10 protein-coding genes and 1 pseudogene are annotated in these 16,207 nt (G+C 57.3%); 8 read left to right on the top strand and 3 right to left on the bottom strand.

Annotated elements, in window-relative coordinates; translation table 11 throughout:
- Positions 1 to 50: 50 nt before the first annotated feature.
- The 5 genes from RB_RS24480 to RB_RS24500 all read left to right on the top strand — a co-directional run bounded on the left by RB_RS24480 (position 51) and on the right by RB_RS24500 (position 6,268).
- Positions 51 to 641: a PEP-CTERM sorting domain-containing protein gene (locus RB_RS24480; protein WP_164922461.1), complete on the top strand. Its 591-nt coding sequence runs from the start codon at positions 51 to 53 to the stop codon at positions 639 to 641.
- Between the two features lie 384 nt (positions 642 to 1,025).
- Positions 1,026 to 1,859 carry a PEP-CTERM sorting domain-containing protein gene (locus RB_RS24485; protein WP_011123432.1) on the top strand — a complete coding sequence of 278 codons (834 nt, stop codon included), beginning with the start codon at positions 1,026 to 1,028 and terminating at the stop codon, positions 1,857 to 1,859.
- A gap of 475 nt (positions 1,860 to 2,334) precedes the next feature.
- Positions 2,335 to 3,506, top strand: a protein-coding gene (locus RB_RS24490; protein WP_164921275.1) for an IS3-like element ISRba6 family transposase whose coding sequence is annotated in 2 segments (ribosomal slippage) — positions 2,335 to 2,584 and positions 2,584 to 3,506 — 1,173 coding nt in all. Because the reading frame shifts where the segments join, the coding sequence is not laid out codon by codon here.
- Between the two features lie 530 nt (positions 3,507 to 4,036).
- A complete protein-coding gene (locus tag RB_RS24495; RefSeq protein ID WP_011123436.1) occupies positions 4,037 to 4,741 on the top strand; it encodes a PEP-CTERM sorting domain-containing protein in 705 nt (234 codons plus the stop codon).
- A gap of 396 nt (positions 4,742 to 5,137) precedes the next feature.
- Positions 5,138 to 6,268 carry a formylglycine-generating enzyme family protein gene (locus tag RB_RS24500; RefSeq protein WP_164922462.1) on the top strand — a complete coding sequence of 377 codons (1,131 nt, stop codon included), beginning with the start codon at positions 5,138 to 5,140 and terminating at the stop codon, positions 6,266 to 6,268.
- A gap of 121 nt (positions 6,269 to 6,389) precedes the next feature.
- On the opposite strand, the gene RB_RS28245 is transcribed toward RB_RS24500, so the two are convergent.
- From RB_RS28245 to RB_RS24510, 3 genes and pseudogenes are all read right to left on the bottom strand, one after another.
- The gene (locus RB_RS28245) at positions 6,390 to 6,695 is read right to left on the bottom strand and encodes a DUF1589 domain-containing protein (RefSeq protein ID WP_231845951.1); all 306 of its coding nucleotides are present in this window, start codon (positions 6,693 to 6,695) and stop codon (positions 6,390 to 6,392) included.
- Positions 6,637 to 6,756: pseudogene (locus RB_RS28645) on the bottom strand (DUF1589 domain-containing protein); the annotation flags it as partial. The gene RB_RS28245 and the pseudogene RB_RS28645, both read right to left, overlap by 59 nt.
- A 342-nt stretch (positions 6,757 to 7,098) precedes the next feature.
- Positions 7,099 to 9,912: an FtsK/SpoIIIE family DNA translocase gene (locus tag RB_RS24510; RefSeq protein ID WP_011123442.1), complete on the bottom strand. Its 2,814-nt coding sequence runs from the start codon at positions 9,910 to 9,912 to the stop codon at positions 7,099 to 7,101.
- A 433-nt stretch (positions 9,913 to 10,345) separates the two neighbouring features.
- Here RB_RS24510 and guaB point away from each other — a divergent pair, with 433 nt between their 5' ends.
- From guaB to RB_RS24525, 3 genes are all read left to right on the top strand, one after another.
- A complete protein-coding gene (gene guaB / locus RB_RS24515) occupies positions 10,346 to 11,830 on the top strand; it encodes an IMP dehydrogenase (RefSeq protein WP_007325011.1) in 1,485 nt (494 codons plus the stop codon).
- Positions 11,805 to 13,667: a hypothetical protein gene (locus RB_RS24520; protein WP_164922463.1), complete on the top strand. Its 1,863-nt coding sequence runs from the start codon at positions 11,805 to 11,807 to the stop codon at positions 13,665 to 13,667. The genes guaB and RB_RS24520 overlap by 26 nt, the downstream gene beginning before the upstream one ends.
- A gap of 544 nt (positions 13,668 to 14,211) precedes the next feature.
- Entirely contained in the window at positions 14,212 to 16,152 is a 1,941-nt protein-coding gene (locus RB_RS24525) for a membrane protein (protein ID WP_011123447.1), read from the top strand.
- The last annotated feature ends 55 nt before the right edge of the window (positions 16,153 to 16,207 follow it).

The raw sequence follows: 16,207 nt of genomic DNA on the forward strand, positions 1-16,207 counted from the left end.
GGATATTTGAGATGCGAGTTTTTTGGGTTGGACTATTGGCGGTTTGCCTGATGCCGTGTTCTACGCAGGCAGCTATCGTCTTCGACATTGTTGATGATGACATCACACCGGGCGAAACGGCGGTTTTGGCAGTGACGGTGACGTTGACCGATGGAGACACGCTAGATTCATACAATTTGCCATTGGACATTGGCAATGATGGCTATAACCTTCCAACGGGAGTGACTGGCTTTTCTTTCGTCGACGTGAATCCGATCAATACGGTCACTCTGAGTGGTACGGGACCTCTGGCTTCACCGCCGTTTACCCAGAACTACGACGGGATCGCCAATGATGTTACTGGTGGAACGATCAGTGACTCGCGAACACTTTTCAATATTCTTGTGACGACTGATGGGACATTCACGGGACCGGTTCCATTGTCGTTCACTTTCGGAAACTTTCCTGTTCAGTTCAATGTTGACTCGCCTACTGCGGGTTCCTTCACTGCACCCGGTGGAGCACTCTCCGTCACTGGTGGCCAAATAACGGTGACAGCCGTCCCGGAGCCGACTTCATTCGCGATTTGCGGTTTGGTTTGTGCTGGCGTGGCAGCACGCCGGCGTCGCAAGTCGAAGAAGAACAAGTCGCAGGCTGTTTGATCGATTTCCAGCGGTCTTGACTTGAAATTGAAACCGCGTGCAACTTTGCACGCGGTTTTTTCATGCGCGAGCAGGCAGGATCGTGTCGGTGGATTAGGCTGGGAGTGTGCCCGTATCCCTTCGTGACCTGTTTGTCGCTGGGCCGGCAACGGGTACGGACTCGTTCGCAAATAGGTCACCTCATTGCTTTGTAGCGGCAGGGCGCTAGCCCTCCGGTTTCGAAGCACCGGACGGCTTGCGCCGTTCCGCTAACGAGGCAACTTGTTTGCGGACGTGTTCCAAGGCGATTCTGAACCCTGGCGGGATCAACTACGATCTGACGAGGACATGATTCGCATGGGATTGTTCCGCGATTCCTTTCTTTTCTTCAGGTGATTCATCGACATGCGAGTCTTGTACGCGATTGCCTTGCTGCTTTGGACAACGAGCTCCGCCTCAGCGGCCCTTGTCATTGACATCGATTACACCGGCCCGGCGCAGTATCAATCTGCATTCACCAATGCTGCGAACACTTGGGAATCCCTTCTGGTCGGATATCAGGATGGAGTCGTGCAGGCCCCTTTAGGCAGCAGCTACAGCGTGGGACAAACCGTCTCGACAGTTTTCGTGACGGCAAATCTTGCTGTGGACGATGGTGTTGGCGGAACCCTCGGGTCGGCGGGGCCGACCGCATTCGCACTCGATGAATCGGGCTTCTGGTTGGCGACCGACAGTGACATGACGTTTGATTCCGATGACATTGACGTTCTCTTCAACAATGGTTCATTGGATTCCCTGATTCTACATGAGTTGGGTCATTCTCTCGGCTTTGGCACGTTGTGGGGGTTCAATGGAGTCACCAATCTCACCGGTGACGAATTCATTGGGGCGGAGGCCACTGCGATTTGGCAGTCGGAGTTTGGACAATCGGGAACTCCTGATATTGAGACCGAAGGTGGGCCTGGAACGGCAGGTGGTCACTGGAATGAGAATCTCGATGGATCAGGTTTGACCGGGATCACGGATTCACTGGGACGCGACATGCGGGATGAGCTGATGACGGGGTGGTTGAACCCGAACTCGTTCATCAGTGAATTGACTCTGGCCTCCTTCCGGGACATCGGGTTCACGACAGCGAGTGCCACCGCCGTCCCAGAACCGGGAACGGGGGGGATGCTAATCGCCGGACTTGCCGCTGGGATGGGGTGGCGGCGACGTCGGTCTCGCGCGGTGATGTGATTGGAGAGGCCTTGCTGACGCGGCGGGTTGGAAAGCGGATGTTCGGTTCGGATTCTGGCGAATCCGGCGATGGGATCGGCTTTTCCGTTGTGACGAAGAGGTTGCCCGCCCGAGACGAAAAACCGGCCGCTCGCTTGCGTTTCGGGCTCGGATGTGAGTCAGATTGGGGCGTGGCCTTGCTAACGCTGCGGGTTGTGGTTCGGGGTAAGATCCTTGCTGATGCTGCGGGTTGTGAAACGCACGGTTGGGCAGTCCTAACCCGAAACGTGAGTGAGGCTCCGTGCGGACTGGTCCTTGCTGGACGATGAGGCTGTTGTAGCTGGATTCGCCAGAATTCAGATGCGCGAGTTGGTGAGATCCGAATTCTGGCGAGTCCGGCTACGGTGGTGCGGCCTTGCCAACGCTGTGGAATTGCCCACGAAAAGTTGACAGTGGGCCGGCGCACGTCAGACTTCTCTGACAGGAGAACCGATCCATGGACAAACGTCGAACATTTAGCCGCGAATACAAGCTGGCCGCAGTCAAGAAAGTCATCGAACAAGGCTTGTCGTACACCGCTGTCGCTAAAGACTTGGGGATCGGGGACAGCTTGATTCGCAAGTGGAAGAAGTCTTTTGACGAAGACGGAACATTCCAGGCCGAAGTAGTTGGTAGCCAATCCATTGAAGCCGAGCTGAGACGACTTCGCGAAGAGAATCGTCAACTCAAGATGGAACGCGACATTTTAAAAAAAGCGACGGCATTCTTCGCCAAAGAAAGTCACTGAGGTTGAAGTTCATTGGAGAGTGCCGCGATCGCTGGCCGATCGCAGTGCTCTGCCGAACCCTCGAAGTCACTCGCGCCGCTTATTACCGATTCGCCGGTCGCGGTCCCACAGCCACCGAGATCAAGCAAACCCAAATCATTCAAGCCGTCAAGGAAATCCGACTGGAAAAACATCACGATGCGTATGGAAGCCCGCGAATGCAACGAGCAATAGTCAAACGCGGTGTGGTGTGCTGCCGAAATACCGTCGCCAAATGCATGCGTCATGCGGGAATACAAGCCAATCGCCGCACCAAATTCAGAATATCGACCACTGACTCCAATCATGATCAGCCCATCGCCTCAAATTTGCTTGGCCAAAACTTCACGACCGAGGCAATCAATCGCGTCTGGCTAACGGACATCACCTACATCCCAACCCAAGAAGGCTCCACTTACCTCTGTGCATTCGTTGACCTGCATTCCCGCAAGATTGTCAGCTGGAAAACGAGCCGGAACATGGATTCGGAATTGGTGGTCGGGGCATTCGATCAAGCACTTACTTTTCGCAAGCCAAACGCGGGCCTGATCGTTCACAGCGATCGTGGCTCCCAATTCGCGAGCGATCATTTCCGCAGACGCCTGGCAGCCAGTGGGCTAGTTCAAAGCATGAGCCGTCGCGGGAACTGCTACGACAACGCACCGATGGAATCGTTCTTCAAGAGTTACAAAACCGAGGAAGCACAGCAGATTTACGACACGCACGAACACGCCACACGCGGCGTATCTGACTACATCGAACGATTTTACAACCCTCATCGCTTGCACTCGTCGCTGGGCTACCTCAGTCCAATCGATTTCGAGCAAGCGATCAAAGAACCGTCACTCGTAAGTGAGTCCTGACTCACAGGACTCACCGTTTACCTTTCCCTTAAGACCGGTCCACTGTCAACTTTTCGTGGGCAATTCCACTGGGGTTGTGGACGGGACGACTCGCTTCTTGTGAAGCATCGATTGGGGTGCCACGTGGAAGGTGGCCTACACGCGGTGCGCGCGGCGGGTGATGACTCTCGCTTGTTGGGCAAGCAGCGTTCGGGCGTGTGCAAGTCATCTGTCATCACCCGAAACGTCAGTGAGGCTACGTGCGGAGTGTTCTTTGCTGATTCGGCAAATCGGGGATGAATAGGGCTGAAGTCCGAATTCAGATGAGTCCGGCTGCGTCGTGAGTTGGAGTGGCCTTGCTCACGCTGCGGATTGGGACGTCTGCTTGCTGCGCAAGCGGAGGTCGGGAGTGGGTGAACGCAGCTGTCATCACGCAAGACGTGAGTGAGGCGAACGGAGTTGATTCCGATGACGGTGGATGGAGTGAGTGACGGCCTGGTAGGATTGTTGCTTGGTTCGATCTTGTTTAGGGGTTTTACAGGGATGGTGGAATGAATCGTTGGTCAATGCTGTTGATTGGTTGGTTGGCGGTTTGTTTCGGCGCGAGCCAAGCATTCTGGACTGCGACGGAAGCATCCGCCGCGGTGGTGACGACTCAGGAGGCTGGGGTGGATTTGATCTTCCGCCAAGAGTCTTTCGGGAGCAGCCCGATCGACATTCGGTTTGGCGAGATCGTGACGATCGCGGATTCGGGGTTGCTGAACTTTGATTCGGAAGCGGATTACTTTTCGCTGTTCGATTACGCTCGCGATACCGTGGGCGATCTCAATTCGCATTTGAATGTTTTCTACACCGACCAAATCTCTTGGTGTGGCGGTGATATCCCAGCGGCGGTGGGTTGTGGGGCGGTCAATGGTCCGGTCTTGATTGTCGAATCGGACTTTGCTGCGGGAGCGTTCGGAGCCGAGTTGATTGCTCATGAGATCGGCCATAACCTCAATCTGGGGCACACGGGTGGCGAGGGTTTGATGGGACCGCGGCTGAACAACGACACCACGTTGACGGCGGGCGAGGTCGAAACCATCTTTGAAAGTCGGTTTGTGCAAGCGGATCTGGATGGCTCAAGATTCATTCAAGTGACACCGTATCTGATCCAGGCGTCCGCAGTTCCCGAGCCCGGAGCGGCTGGAATGCTGGTGGCAGGGCTGGCCGCTGGCATGGGGTGGCGGCGACGTGGATCTCGCGCGGTGAAGTGATTGGAGAGGCCTTGCTGACGCGGCGGGTTGGAAAGCCTGCTTGCGATGGCTGCAGAGATCGGGCGTGGTGACGCCACCAGTCATAACCCGACACGTGAGTGAGGCTGGGAAATTCGTCGCCAGATCTCCAAGAATTCGGTGCAGTCTGGAATCGAGCTGCCGAGAGCACGGAGATGTTCTTGGTTGATGGTGAATTTCTGATTGAGTTCGGTTGGTTCTCTGTGAACTCGGTGCTCTCTGTGGCTAAAACGGATGCGGGGTGGCCTTGCTGACGCGGCGGGGTATGACGCTCGCTTGCTGTGCAAGCTTGAGGGCGTGGCCAACAGCAAGCCGCGTTCGCGGCTTCGTTGAGCTAGAATGCGGGGGATTCTTGCCTCTTGATGGGATTGTCTTGTGATGCGTTTTGGCGGTTGGGTTTGGTTTGGCTTGGTGGGTTTGTTGTGCGTGGTCGGTGCTGGAAATGCATGGGAAGCTTCTGCGCAAGATGCAACTGCGCCGGTGAAGGTGACTCCGGAGGTTTCATTGGATGATGCGGCTTTGCTGAAGCGGATTCGTGAAGGGATTCTTGCGAAGGAGACATCGGCGGAAGATGGGATCGCCGCGGGGACGACGCAGAACTATAAGGAGACAATTCCGAAGTCGGGGGTGGAGTTTGATTTGATCGCGATCCCGGGTGGTGAGTTTTTGATGGGCAGCCCGGAGGATGAAGCCGATCGGTTGGAGGATGAAGGGCCGCGGAGGAAGGTGAAGGTCTCGCCGTTTTGGATGGGCAAACACGAGGTGACTTGGGATGAGTACGAGCCGTTCATGATGACCGAGGTCCGCCGCGAAAAGCATGGTGGATGGACGGACTTTGACCCGGCGACCCACGATGCGGTCGATGGGGTCAGTCAGCCGACGCCGCCCTACACCGAGATGAGCTTTGGGATGGGACAATCGGGCTATCCCGCCATCTGCATGACTCAGCACGCGGCCAACAAGTATTGCCAGTGGCTGAGTGCGCAAACGGGACACTTCTATCGGCTGCCAACGGAAGCTGAGTGGGAGTATGCCTGCCGGGCTGGGACGACGTCCGCGTACTCATTCGGCGAGGGCGACCTGGATGAGCACGGTTGGTACTACGACAACAGCAATGACAAGTATCAGAAGGTCGGCACGAAGAAGCCGAACCCGTGGGGGCTGCATGACATGCACGGCAATGTGTCGGAGTGGACCGCGGACGCTTATGGGGAGTCATATCCGGTGCCCGAAGAGGGCGGTGTGTTGATCAACCCTTGGACGGTGCCGGAGCGGTTGTATCCGCGAGTGGTTCGTGGCGGCAGTTGGTTCGATGACCCGGATCGGCTGCGGTCAGCGGCGCGGCTGGGTAGCTCCGAAGATTGGAAGCAACAGGATCCGCAATTGCCCAAGAGTCTGTGGTATCACACGGACGCGTCGTGGGTTGGGTTCCGCGTGGTGCGGCCGGTGGAGATTCCGACGCTGGAGGAGATGGATGCGTATTGGAACAGTGCGCGTGGGAAGCGATGAGGTGGCCGGATTCGCCAAGAATTCGGATGGGTGAGTGGGTGGGCGGTCCCTCGCTGACGCGGCGGGTTGTGACTCTCGCTTGCTGCGCACGCAGAGATCGGGCGCGAGCAAGTCACCTTTCCTAACCCGATACGTGAGTGAGGCTCAGCCTGGGGAAATACGCGTTTGGCCCTCCCCGGAATTCTCGCTGGACGCTCGCATTCCGACCCTCCCCAACTGCGTTCAGGAGGGTGAATTCAATGTTGCAAGTGAGGTGTGTCCAGACACCAAAGGCTTGTCTACGCGAATCCAGATGCGAGCGTGTGGGGCCCTTGCTGACGTGGCGGGTTGTGACGGGGGCGTCGTAGGCCAGGTTGTACCTGGCGGGGTGGCTGGACGGACGTCGCTGGGGCTTGCGGGATCGGCTGGACGCCTCGCTTTGTTCCAAAGCATCGGCTGGGGTGCCAGGTGATAACCTGGCCTACGTCTGTCGCTGGATTCGCCAGAATTCAGTTTGGTCCCTCGCTCACGCGTCGGGTTGTGATGTTGGTAGCTGGATTCGCGAGAATTCAGATGGTTGACGTGGTGAGGTCCGAATTCTGGCGAATCCGGCTACGAGTGTGGGCGGTCTTGCTGACGCGGCGGGTTGTGACGGTGGTGCGTGGTGCAAGGATGGGGTTGGGCGTGGGGAGGACGGCTCGCTTCTGGTGAAGCATCGGTTGGGATGCCATGTGGAACATGGCCTACGGCTGCGTTGGGAGTTGGTGCTGGCTTGCTAACGCGGCGCGTTGTGATTTTGGGAGGCTGGTCCGAATTCTAGCGAATCCGGTTACGGCGGGATGGGGGCGTTGTCAGACGTCTTCGTAGTCGTCGTCCTCGTATTCTTCTTCGTCGTAGTACTCTTCTTCCTCTTCCTCGTCTTCGTACTCTTCTTCGGCTTCGGTTTGCGAGGAGGCTTTGGGGGTGGCGGTGGTTCCGCCGGAGTCGTCGGTGATGCCTTGCATCGCGTTCCACTGTTCCATTGTCAGCAAGACTTCGCGTGACTTGGACCCGTTGTACTGGCCGACGATGCCGTCTTCGGCCATGTAGTCGACCAATCGTGCGGCTCGTCCATAGCCGATCCCTAGGCAACGCTGAATCAGCGACAACGACCCGCGGCCTTCGCGAATCACGACTTCGATGGCGGATTCGTACAACTCATCTCGCTTGCGAAGCTTGTCGACGTCCATCTCGGATGCGTCGCCTTCTTCGTCGTTGATCTTCAAGTTCATCAGCTCGCCGACGAATTGCTGTTCGCCGCCACTGCTGCAGTGGTCACAGACACGATCGATCTCAGCGTCAGACAGGTAAGTCCCCTGCCCTCGAATCAGCGTGCTGGTGCCGGGCCACAGGAACAACATGTCACCGTTGCCGAGCAGCTTGTCCGCTCCGTTCTCATCGAGCACAACGCGGCTGTCCGTTTTACTGGCGACCTGGAAACTCAGACGTGCGGGCAAGTTCGATTTGATCAGACCCGTGATGACGTCCACGGTTGGCTTTTGCGTTGCCAAGATCAAGTGAATTCCAACCGCCCGACTCTTTTGAGCCAAACGGATGATGTGTTGCTCGACGTCTTTGCCCGCCGTCATCATCAAGTCGGCCATTTCGTCGGCGATGATGACGATGAAGGGAAGCTTGTCTGGCACGTCCGTGTTCTCGTCGTCTTCATCGACTTCCAAACGACGCAGGACTTCATCGCGGCCGAGGTCATTGAAGCTGTTGATGTGACGCACACCGGCTTTGGCGAGCAGTGAGTAGCGCTCTTCCATCTTTTCAACGGCCCAGCCAAGGATCGCTTCGGCTTTCTTCATGTCCGTGATGACGGGGTGCATCAGGTGAGGCAGCCGGCCATAGCCAGACAGTTCGACCATCTTGGGGTCAATCATCAACAAGCGGACTTCGTCGGGCCGGCAGCACATCAGGATGCTGGTGATGATCGCGTTGAGACACACCGATTTACCGGTACCGGTTCGACCTGCGATCAACAGGTGAGGCATCTTGGCCAAGTCGACCGGCATCGGTTCGCCCGAGACGTCTTTGCCTAGGAAGACCGGGATGTTCATCTTCGAGATCCGCGAATCGGATTCTTCGATGACATCGCGAAGCCGGACGACTTGTCGGATCTCGTTGGGGACTTCAATGCCGACGGTGTTCTTGCCGGGGATCGGTGCAACGACGCGAACGCTGGGGACTCGCAGGGCGATGGCGAGGTCATCGGCGAGCGCGGTGATCTTGTTCAGACGCAGGCCGCGTTCAAGTTCCAATTCGTACTGCGCGATGACCGGACCGATTTCGACGTTGGTGACGGTGACGTTGAAGCCAAAGCTGCGAATGGTTTGTTGCAGCATCGCGCTCTTCTGCAATGCTTCGGCGTGTTGTTCTTCGTAGTCAAACCCGTCGCTGCCTTCGAGCAGTTCGAGACTGGGCAAGTGATACTGCGAGATGCCTTCGGGGGCGCCTTCTTGGACCGAGTCATAGAGCTCTTGTTTGGCGTCTTTCTTCTTAGGCATCTTGATCGTCGGCGATGGGCTTTCGTCGTGCGCAGAGTCGTTGCGCAGCGTCGTCGGTTCGCCTTCGACTTCCAAGTCACGCGTGGGAGCTTCTTCTTCCTCCTCTTCCCATTCCTCGTACTCGTATTCTTCTTCGAGTTCCTCGGGAGCTTCCTTCGACTTCTTGAGGCTGGTGCCGATTCCCGCCGCGGCAGCTAAACCGGCAGCACCGAGCTTGGCGACTTTCGCAAGCCCATTGGCGGGTGTTGCTTCTTCCGCTTCTTCGGTTTCGTCTTCTGCGGCTGCTTCGCGTTCTTTGGGATTGCGAAGCTTGATTGTAGGCCCGCTCTCGGCTGGTTCAGGCGGATCGATGCGGCCACCGTTGGGATCCAATGATGCATCGGATTCATCACCATCGATCAAGATGGGGCCATCGAGGTCGCTGAATGGTTGCCGTCTGCGTCGAAGCGTGACCGGCATCGCCTTGGCGGCTTTGGCGAAGCCGCGGCGTGAAACTTTGGCACCGCCAAACAGCACGGTTCGTCCGGCGTAGACCAACATGTAATCCGTTGTCAGCAACAAGCCGACTGACAGCACCGTCAGTGTGAGAATCCAAGAGCCGACGGGGTGGAAGTGTTGCAGCAGGAACGTCGAGGTCATTGCACCGAGGTAGCCACCGTTGCCGACGACGGGCATGCCGTTCAGTTCGATGTCGGTCATCGCGGCGGCGGTGGTCACGGCCAGCAAGGTGATGCAGCCACCGAGCGAACGCAGAACGGGCGCGTTCATGTGACCGCGAATCAACAAGGCGGTCGCGATGCCTCCGCCGGCCGAGATTACCAGGGACGATCCAATGCCGACGGCGCTGAGCAGCATCGAGGAAATCAACGCGCCGAGCGAACCGCATGCGTTTTGGACGACATCGTTGGCGGGATAGACAGCCAGATCAGGTGTGAAGAATTGATTCAGGGGCCAAAACGGTGTGGGGACCGGATCAGCGGGGTCGTGCGTCAAAACGGAAACCAACGTTAACGCAGTCAACGCGACCAGCAGGAGTGCTGGGATATCGCGCCGAATGTCCACCGCGCGTGGCGGGGCGGAATCGTCGGCGTCAGCATTGGCTGTCGTCGTGGACATGGCGTTGAGTTGGAAAGGCCGGAGTGTGAAATGAAGCGAGTTGTGGGGGCGCGGTTGGGGCTGGGGGCCTTGCTGACGCGGCGGGTTGTGATGGTGGGGCGGCTGATTGCTGGATGAATTCGGCGATGGGATTGGTGCGGGAGGCAGGGATTGAATCCAACGCGTGTGCCCTCCCCTCGCCTCGCTCGACCCTCCCAGGGGGAGGGTGATGTGTTCTTGGTCGCTGGTGGCTGGATTCGCCAGAATTCAGAGATTTGCGTTCGTCTGAGGTCCGAATTCGGCGACGCGAGCCGACAACTTGGGCGCATCTACCCGCTTTCGTCGACAGTCTGGCAAGGTGCCCTACAACTCGACCGCGGCGAGCGTCATAATCGCTCGTTTTCCCCATCGCATCACATTTGGATGCCCACGACCTCGTGGGAACGAAAACGGCATGTTTGACGACAAAATCGGCGACCTCGGAGTAACCTTCGACGATGTCCTGTTGCAACCTCGATACAGCGAGGTCGTGCCTAGCGAGGTGGACGTCAGCAGCCAGATGACCCAGCGAATTCGGCTGCAGATCCCGCTGATCTCGTCTCCGATGGACACGGTGACCGAGTCCGAAATGGCGATTGCCCTGGCGAAAGAGGGCGGTTTGGGCATTGTGCACAAGAATTTGTCGGTTCGACGACAGACTGAAGAGGTCCTGAAGGTCAAACGCTCGGCCAACGGGATCATCGTCAATCCGGTGACATTGAATCCCGCTCAAAAAGTCAGTGCGGCGGCGGAGTTGATGGACCGGGCAAACGTCTCCGGGATCCCGATTGTCGAGGATGATCGCACTCTGGCGGGAATTTTGACGCGGCGTGATCTGAGGTTCTTGGAAGACCCCGACATGCCCATTTCCCAGGTAATGACACGTGAAAACTTGGTCACGGCGGTTGGGAATGTAACGCTTGCGCAAGCTGAGAAGATTTTAACGGAAAAAAGGGTCGAGAAACTTCTCCTGATTGACGAAGAAAGAAAACTGACGGGGTTAATCACGATTCGCGACATCGACATGATGAAGCGTTACCCGCGGGCCTGCAAAGATCCGCAGGGACGTCTTCGGGTCGGAGCCGCGATTGGCGTGGGTGACTATGAACGAGCGGAAAGCTTGATCGGCAAAGGTGTCGACGTGCTGGTGGTCGACTCGGCTCATGGACACAGCCGCAATGTGATTGAAACCGTTCGAGAGATTAAGCAGAACAAGTCATGGGACATTGATGTCGTAGCGGGGAACGTCGCAACGGCCGAGGGCGCAGCAGATTTGATTGCGGCCGGAGCTGACGCGGTGAAGGTTGGCATCGGTCCGGGATCGATTTGCACCACACGGGTGATCAGTGGCATTGGAGTGCCTCAGGTCACCGCGATTTTAAGTGCGGTGAAGGTCGCTCAAGAGAAGAACATTCCTGTCATTGCGGACGGAGGAATCCGTTTTAGCGGTGACATCACCAAAGCAATCGCCGCTGGGGCGAGCACCGTGATGATCGGCAGTTTGTTTGCCGGTTTGGCGGAAAGTCCTGGCAAGATGATTTTGTACCAAGGTCGTACCTTCAAGGCGTACCGTGGGATGGGATCGATGGGTGCGATGGTGAAGGGAAGCAGTGATCGGTATCGCCAAAAAGGCACCGAGGCGGGCAAGCTTGTCCCCGAAGGTGTCGAAGGACGCGTGCCGTTCAAAGGCCCGCTCAGTGATTACGCCTACCAGTTGGTCGGTGGTTTGCGTGCGGGCATGGGATATGTCGGTACACGGACGATCGAAGAACTCCGCCGGGACGCGAAATTCATTCGCGTGTCGGCCGCTACGGTGAGGGAGAACCACCCGCATGACATTGCGATCACACAAGAAGCGCCCAACTACAGTCCCGATGTTCACTCGGGCGACGCCGGTTGAGGCAAACGTTCCGACGACCAGCCGCCTGAGTTCATTGCCAGGCAGGTTGGTCCGCCGACGATGGTTGGCCGCTTGCATCGCGGCCGGCTTCAGCGTCGGTGCTCTTTCCGCCAGTTCGGCGGTCATGGCCCAAGACAGCTTTGGCCCCACCCGCGTGAACTCACCCACGCATCCTCTCACGGCGACCACTTCGCCGGCTCCGGTGCAACCGGTTGGTCAACCGATCCCGCGGATGCGTACCGCGGATTTGCTGCAGGCTCAACCGAGCCAGCCCGCTGCCTCGCAAGACTCGCCCATGCGTCGTCCCGGTTGGGATTTGCAATGGCGAAAGAGCCCTCAGATTGCATCCGAAGAAGCGGCTCGGATCAGCAACGCGGCATTCCAAGGGCCAGCTCCTCAGCAACACGAAACATCGTTCCAGCAATCGGTCGCTCACGCCCAGCCGATGCACCAAGCAGCGGACGGTCATGCGGATCAAGCTGGCTCGGCAGTGATTGTTGTGTCGGGAACCAGCCGACGTAACCAAGACGCAGCCACCGATTCAATTCATCCGGCTGCATTCCTGCAGCAACCCGGATCTGGCTTTGGCCTGCCTGAGTTTGATGCTGCACCGCCCGCCGACGCACAACCCATTTCGCCTCCATCGTCGGGCGGATTCGGCATGCCCAGCGATAGTGGGCCTGCCAGTGGCAGCGGCAACCGACCCAATTGGAACGCCAATCCATTCCGCGATGAAGCGGGTGCCAATCCGAACGCAGTACCCAGCAACGGACTCAACTCACCCGTTGAGATGGTTCCACCGGGATTGGAAGAACTGCCAGTTCCTGGGTTGGATTCACCCGACATGACTCCCGATTCATTCGGCCAACCGGATGCATTGGGGCAACCTGATTCGGGCTCGTCGATTCGCGACATGCTTCAAGACGAATCCAATCTGCCAAAGCAACCGCAGCGATCGGATCTGGAAACTCAGCCGTCGCCTTCGGACCGCTTTGAGTCCAACCCGTTTGATCGCCGCAATGAAGAGCAGCGAAACCGTGACGAGTTGGATCGGATGGAATTGGAAGCTCAAGACGGAGGCCGTTTGCGTCCACAAGCTGATCGCGACGACGCTGCGATCATGGGCGACGACGATGGCCCAAGCCGCCGAGCCAGCGGGTTGTCATGCGACGACTTCCGCTCTCGTATCGCAGCACAAACGATCGATCAAGTGTCGCTGGATATCAGCCCACCGTATCGTCCCGATGTGATTGACGAAGACGAATACGTGAAGCTGAAAGAACGCTTTGACGAGCGTCAAGAATCCAGGACTTGGCGAAGCATTGATGGGCGTCCGATGGGCACCGGCCGGTTGGTTGATCTGGCCTATGAGAAGGCTGTGATCGTGACCGAGTTCGGGGCTCGTGAAGAGTTGCCGATCAATCGGCTGAGCGAAGCAGATCTGGGGTTCATCTCCGAGAACTGGGGATTGCCAACGGAGTGTTTGCTGGAACAAGTCGCCTTCACTCCGCGTCGTTGGAAACCGACGACTGTGGTCTGGGCTGCGTCGAACTTGTGCCACAAACCGTTGTACTTCGAAGAAGTCAACTTGGAACGTTACGGTCACACCGCGGGACCCGTGTTGCAACCGGTTCTGTCGTCGGCACACTTCTTCGCGAACATTGCCGTGCTGCCGTACAAGATGGGTGTGCACTCGCCGCATGAATGCCAGTATGCATTGGGCTACTACCGTCCTGGCAACTGTGCTCCTTGGATCATCCCACCAGTGCCGTTGAGCCTGAAGGGTGCTTGGTACCAGGCCGCTGCGGTCACCGGCACAGCACTCTTGGTTCCCTGATACTGACCTAGCCGCGTGGTCTCACCACGCGGCCGGTTGAGGCAAAAATGTCGTAGCCGGATTCGCCAGAATTCGGACGCCAACCAATTCGTGCATCTGAATTCTGGCGAATCCAGCTACTTCGCTTTCGTCGTAATCCGCCGCGTTAGCAAGGCCACTGGAACTCGCCATCAAACCGGTTCTTTTCGGATGCAAGTCAGCCACAGAGGTCACCGAGGACACGGAGGTGTCGCTGTGGTGGTTGCTCAATGGATCAGTTCCAAGTTGTGTTCGATGAACTCTGATTCCTCTGTGGCAGGCAACCAGATATCTCCGTAGCCAGATTCGCCAGAATTCAGATTGCCTGCTGAGTCGAACGTCTGAATTCTGGCGAATTCAGCTACTCAGTGTGCTCGGTGGCAGATTTCTCCTGGATCAATGATTGGTTGACGCAATCTGCCGGGACATTTGAACGGTCGGACTCGAATTTCGTCGGTCATATGTGCGGCAAATGCAACCTCACCTATCACGGAAAATCGAGGTGCAGTTCGCTATAACGTAGCGAATGAACACCACGTCCAAGAGCGATTCAGAGCCGACTTTGACGGAGTCGGTGGCTGACATGATCGAGCGGCTCGGCGAGCCTCCGGCGGACATTTGGGACCGCTTGGTCGATGACGCGGAAAAGCGGTCTAGCAATTCTGGTTCGCCGGATGCGGATGCTGTATCGCTTCGCTCGGCAAGCCATCTCTTTTGGCAAACGCATGGCATCAATTATCGTGGGCAACTCGCGCGCCTCGATGTTGAAGACTCCGTGAGCGGTTCGCTGGCAATTGAGAGCGAACGCGGATTGGAGGTTGCTGATGATGGCGAGTCGGAGGGACTCCGGTTGAGCGATCCAGTTGAGCTAGCGGGTTCAGGATCAAAGTCGAACAAGCCATCCAATCGCAAATTGATCTGGATCGGCGTTGTTGCCGGGGTGGCCTTCGTTGGCGCGGCGTTGTACTGGTGGCCAAGATCGAATCCGCAAGTTGCAATGTCTTCGGACGCACCTGAAGGGCTAGTTCAGCAACATAGACAAGACGCAGATGTGTTCTCGGCGGGGTTCATTGAGACAGATGATGACTCGGCGATGGAGTTGAGCAATTTGATGGAGACGGTCTCGTCACAACCATCAGGGGCAACCAATGTCGATACGACAAGCTTCGATCTGGACGCTTCTGAGATTGTGGGCACCAAAGCGGATGCGAGTCCTTCGACGGGCCAGGCAACCGAGATGACGACGTCGGCGTTTTCGCTGGATGCGTTGATTCCATCGCAGGCTGCGGCGACGACATCAACCGACGGTGAGGTTTCGCGATCGATCGGCAAAGTCGCAAGCGATGTCGACGAATCTTCCGGTGCTGCGATGATCGCGGCGGGTGATGCAGACCGAACCTCGTTTGGTGGTGGCGAGGAAGCGGATGTGATGAGTGACGGCGACCAAGCTGGGATGGAAGTGGATGCGGTGACCGCATCCACGGAGGAATCCAGCGTTGGCGATTCAAATGATTTGTTCGTTTCGTTGCCGCCGATTCCGTCCGGTGATGTTTCGGATGCCGACAGCAGTTCTTGGCCGTTGTTGTCGTTGCAAGACGCTGCGTTGAGATTTCCAAATCGAGTCACTGAGTTCAAAATCGCGGAGGCACGGCTCGAGGTTGTTTCCATCATCAGGCAATCGGATGAGACTGCAATCGCCGAAGTTCGTGTGGATGTCAAAGAACAGGCCTCGCGATTCAAATGGTTGTCGGCTTCCCGGAACGCGGATCGGAGTTCGTTGATTCATGGCCGGATGGAGGTCGCTGCGGGACGTCGTGTTTACATGCGTCCGAGTTTGCAAAGTGATGCGATTGCCATCGATTTGGCGGAGCGTGATGTGAAGATGAAATGGGATCTTTCGGCGCCGCCGGTGCCGAAGCAGGCTCGAATCACGATGGAGTTGCAAGTTCCGGACGAAGTCGATGTGGGCTGGGTCGAGCCCATCGAAAATGAATCGCCTCGGAAGGTGCGAGGCATCGCGGTATTAAGCCAGCAAGATTCTGAATCGGTAGCGGTGGTGGTTCGTGTCGACGTCCAAACGACGCGGATGATGACGGTCCGCGTCCGGTTTGGCGCGAGGTTGGATCCATCGATGCCATGGCAATGGACGGACCGCGAGGATGTCTCGCAAACGTTGGCCGTGGTGACGCGCCAGATGGAATTGGCGGACCTGAGGCACGCTGAGTTGGAAGCCGCCGTCTCACGAGCCGAAAGTGCACGGGCGCGGCGTTTGGAGGCTCGCTTGGATCAACAGTTGGACCAACTTGAGAGTCAGCAGAAGAGCTTGAAGATGTTTGCTGAACGCTTGGCAGAGCTGGATCAGTTGATCGCGATGCTGGCGGGGCAAGCGAATCTCGAAGCCGAGTTGTTTGTTTCTTGGCCCGACGATGAACAGCCGATTTTGCGACTGACGTCGACCGATGGCTAAGTCTTGGTAGCTGGATTCGCCAGAATTCAGATGGTTGAAGTTGGTGGGATCCGAA

Source organism: Rhodopirellula baltica SH 1, from assembly GCF_000196115.1.
Taxonomy (GTDB): domain Bacteria; phylum Planctomycetota; class Planctomycetia; order Pirellulales; family Pirellulaceae; genus Rhodopirellula; species Rhodopirellula baltica.

Excerpts from the sequence above, each read along its gene's own strand:
- RB_RS24485 (WP_011123432.1), top strand. The coding sequence starts at position 1,026 with ATGCGAGTCTTGTACGCGATTGCCTTGCTGCTTTGGACAACGAGCTCC.
- RB_RS24510 (WP_011123442.1), bottom strand. The coding sequence starts at position 9,912 with ATGTCCACGACGACAGCCAATGCTGACGCCGACGATTCCGCCCCGCCA.
- RB_RS24480 (WP_164922461.1), top strand. The coding sequence starts at position 51 with ATGCCGTGTTCTACGCAGGCAGCTATCGTCTTCGACATTGTTGATGAT.
- guaB (WP_007325011.1), top strand. The coding sequence starts at position 10,346 with ATGTTTGACGACAAAATCGGCGACCTCGGAGTAACCTTCGACGATGTC.
- RB_RS24520 (WP_164922463.1), top strand. The coding sequence starts at position 11,805 with ATGTTCACTCGGGCGACGCCGGTTGAGGCAAACGTTCCGACGACCAGC.
- RB_RS24525 (WP_011123447.1), top strand. The coding sequence starts at position 14,212 with ATGAACACCACGTCCAAGAGCGATTCAGAGCCGACTTTGACGGAGTCG.
- RB_RS24500 (WP_164922462.1), top strand. The coding sequence starts at position 5,138 with ATGCGTTTTGGCGGTTGGGTTTGGTTTGGCTTGGTGGGTTTGTTGTGC.
- RB_RS24495 (WP_011123436.1), top strand. The coding sequence starts at position 4,037 with ATGAATCGTTGGTCAATGCTGTTGATTGGTTGGTTGGCGGTTTGTTTC.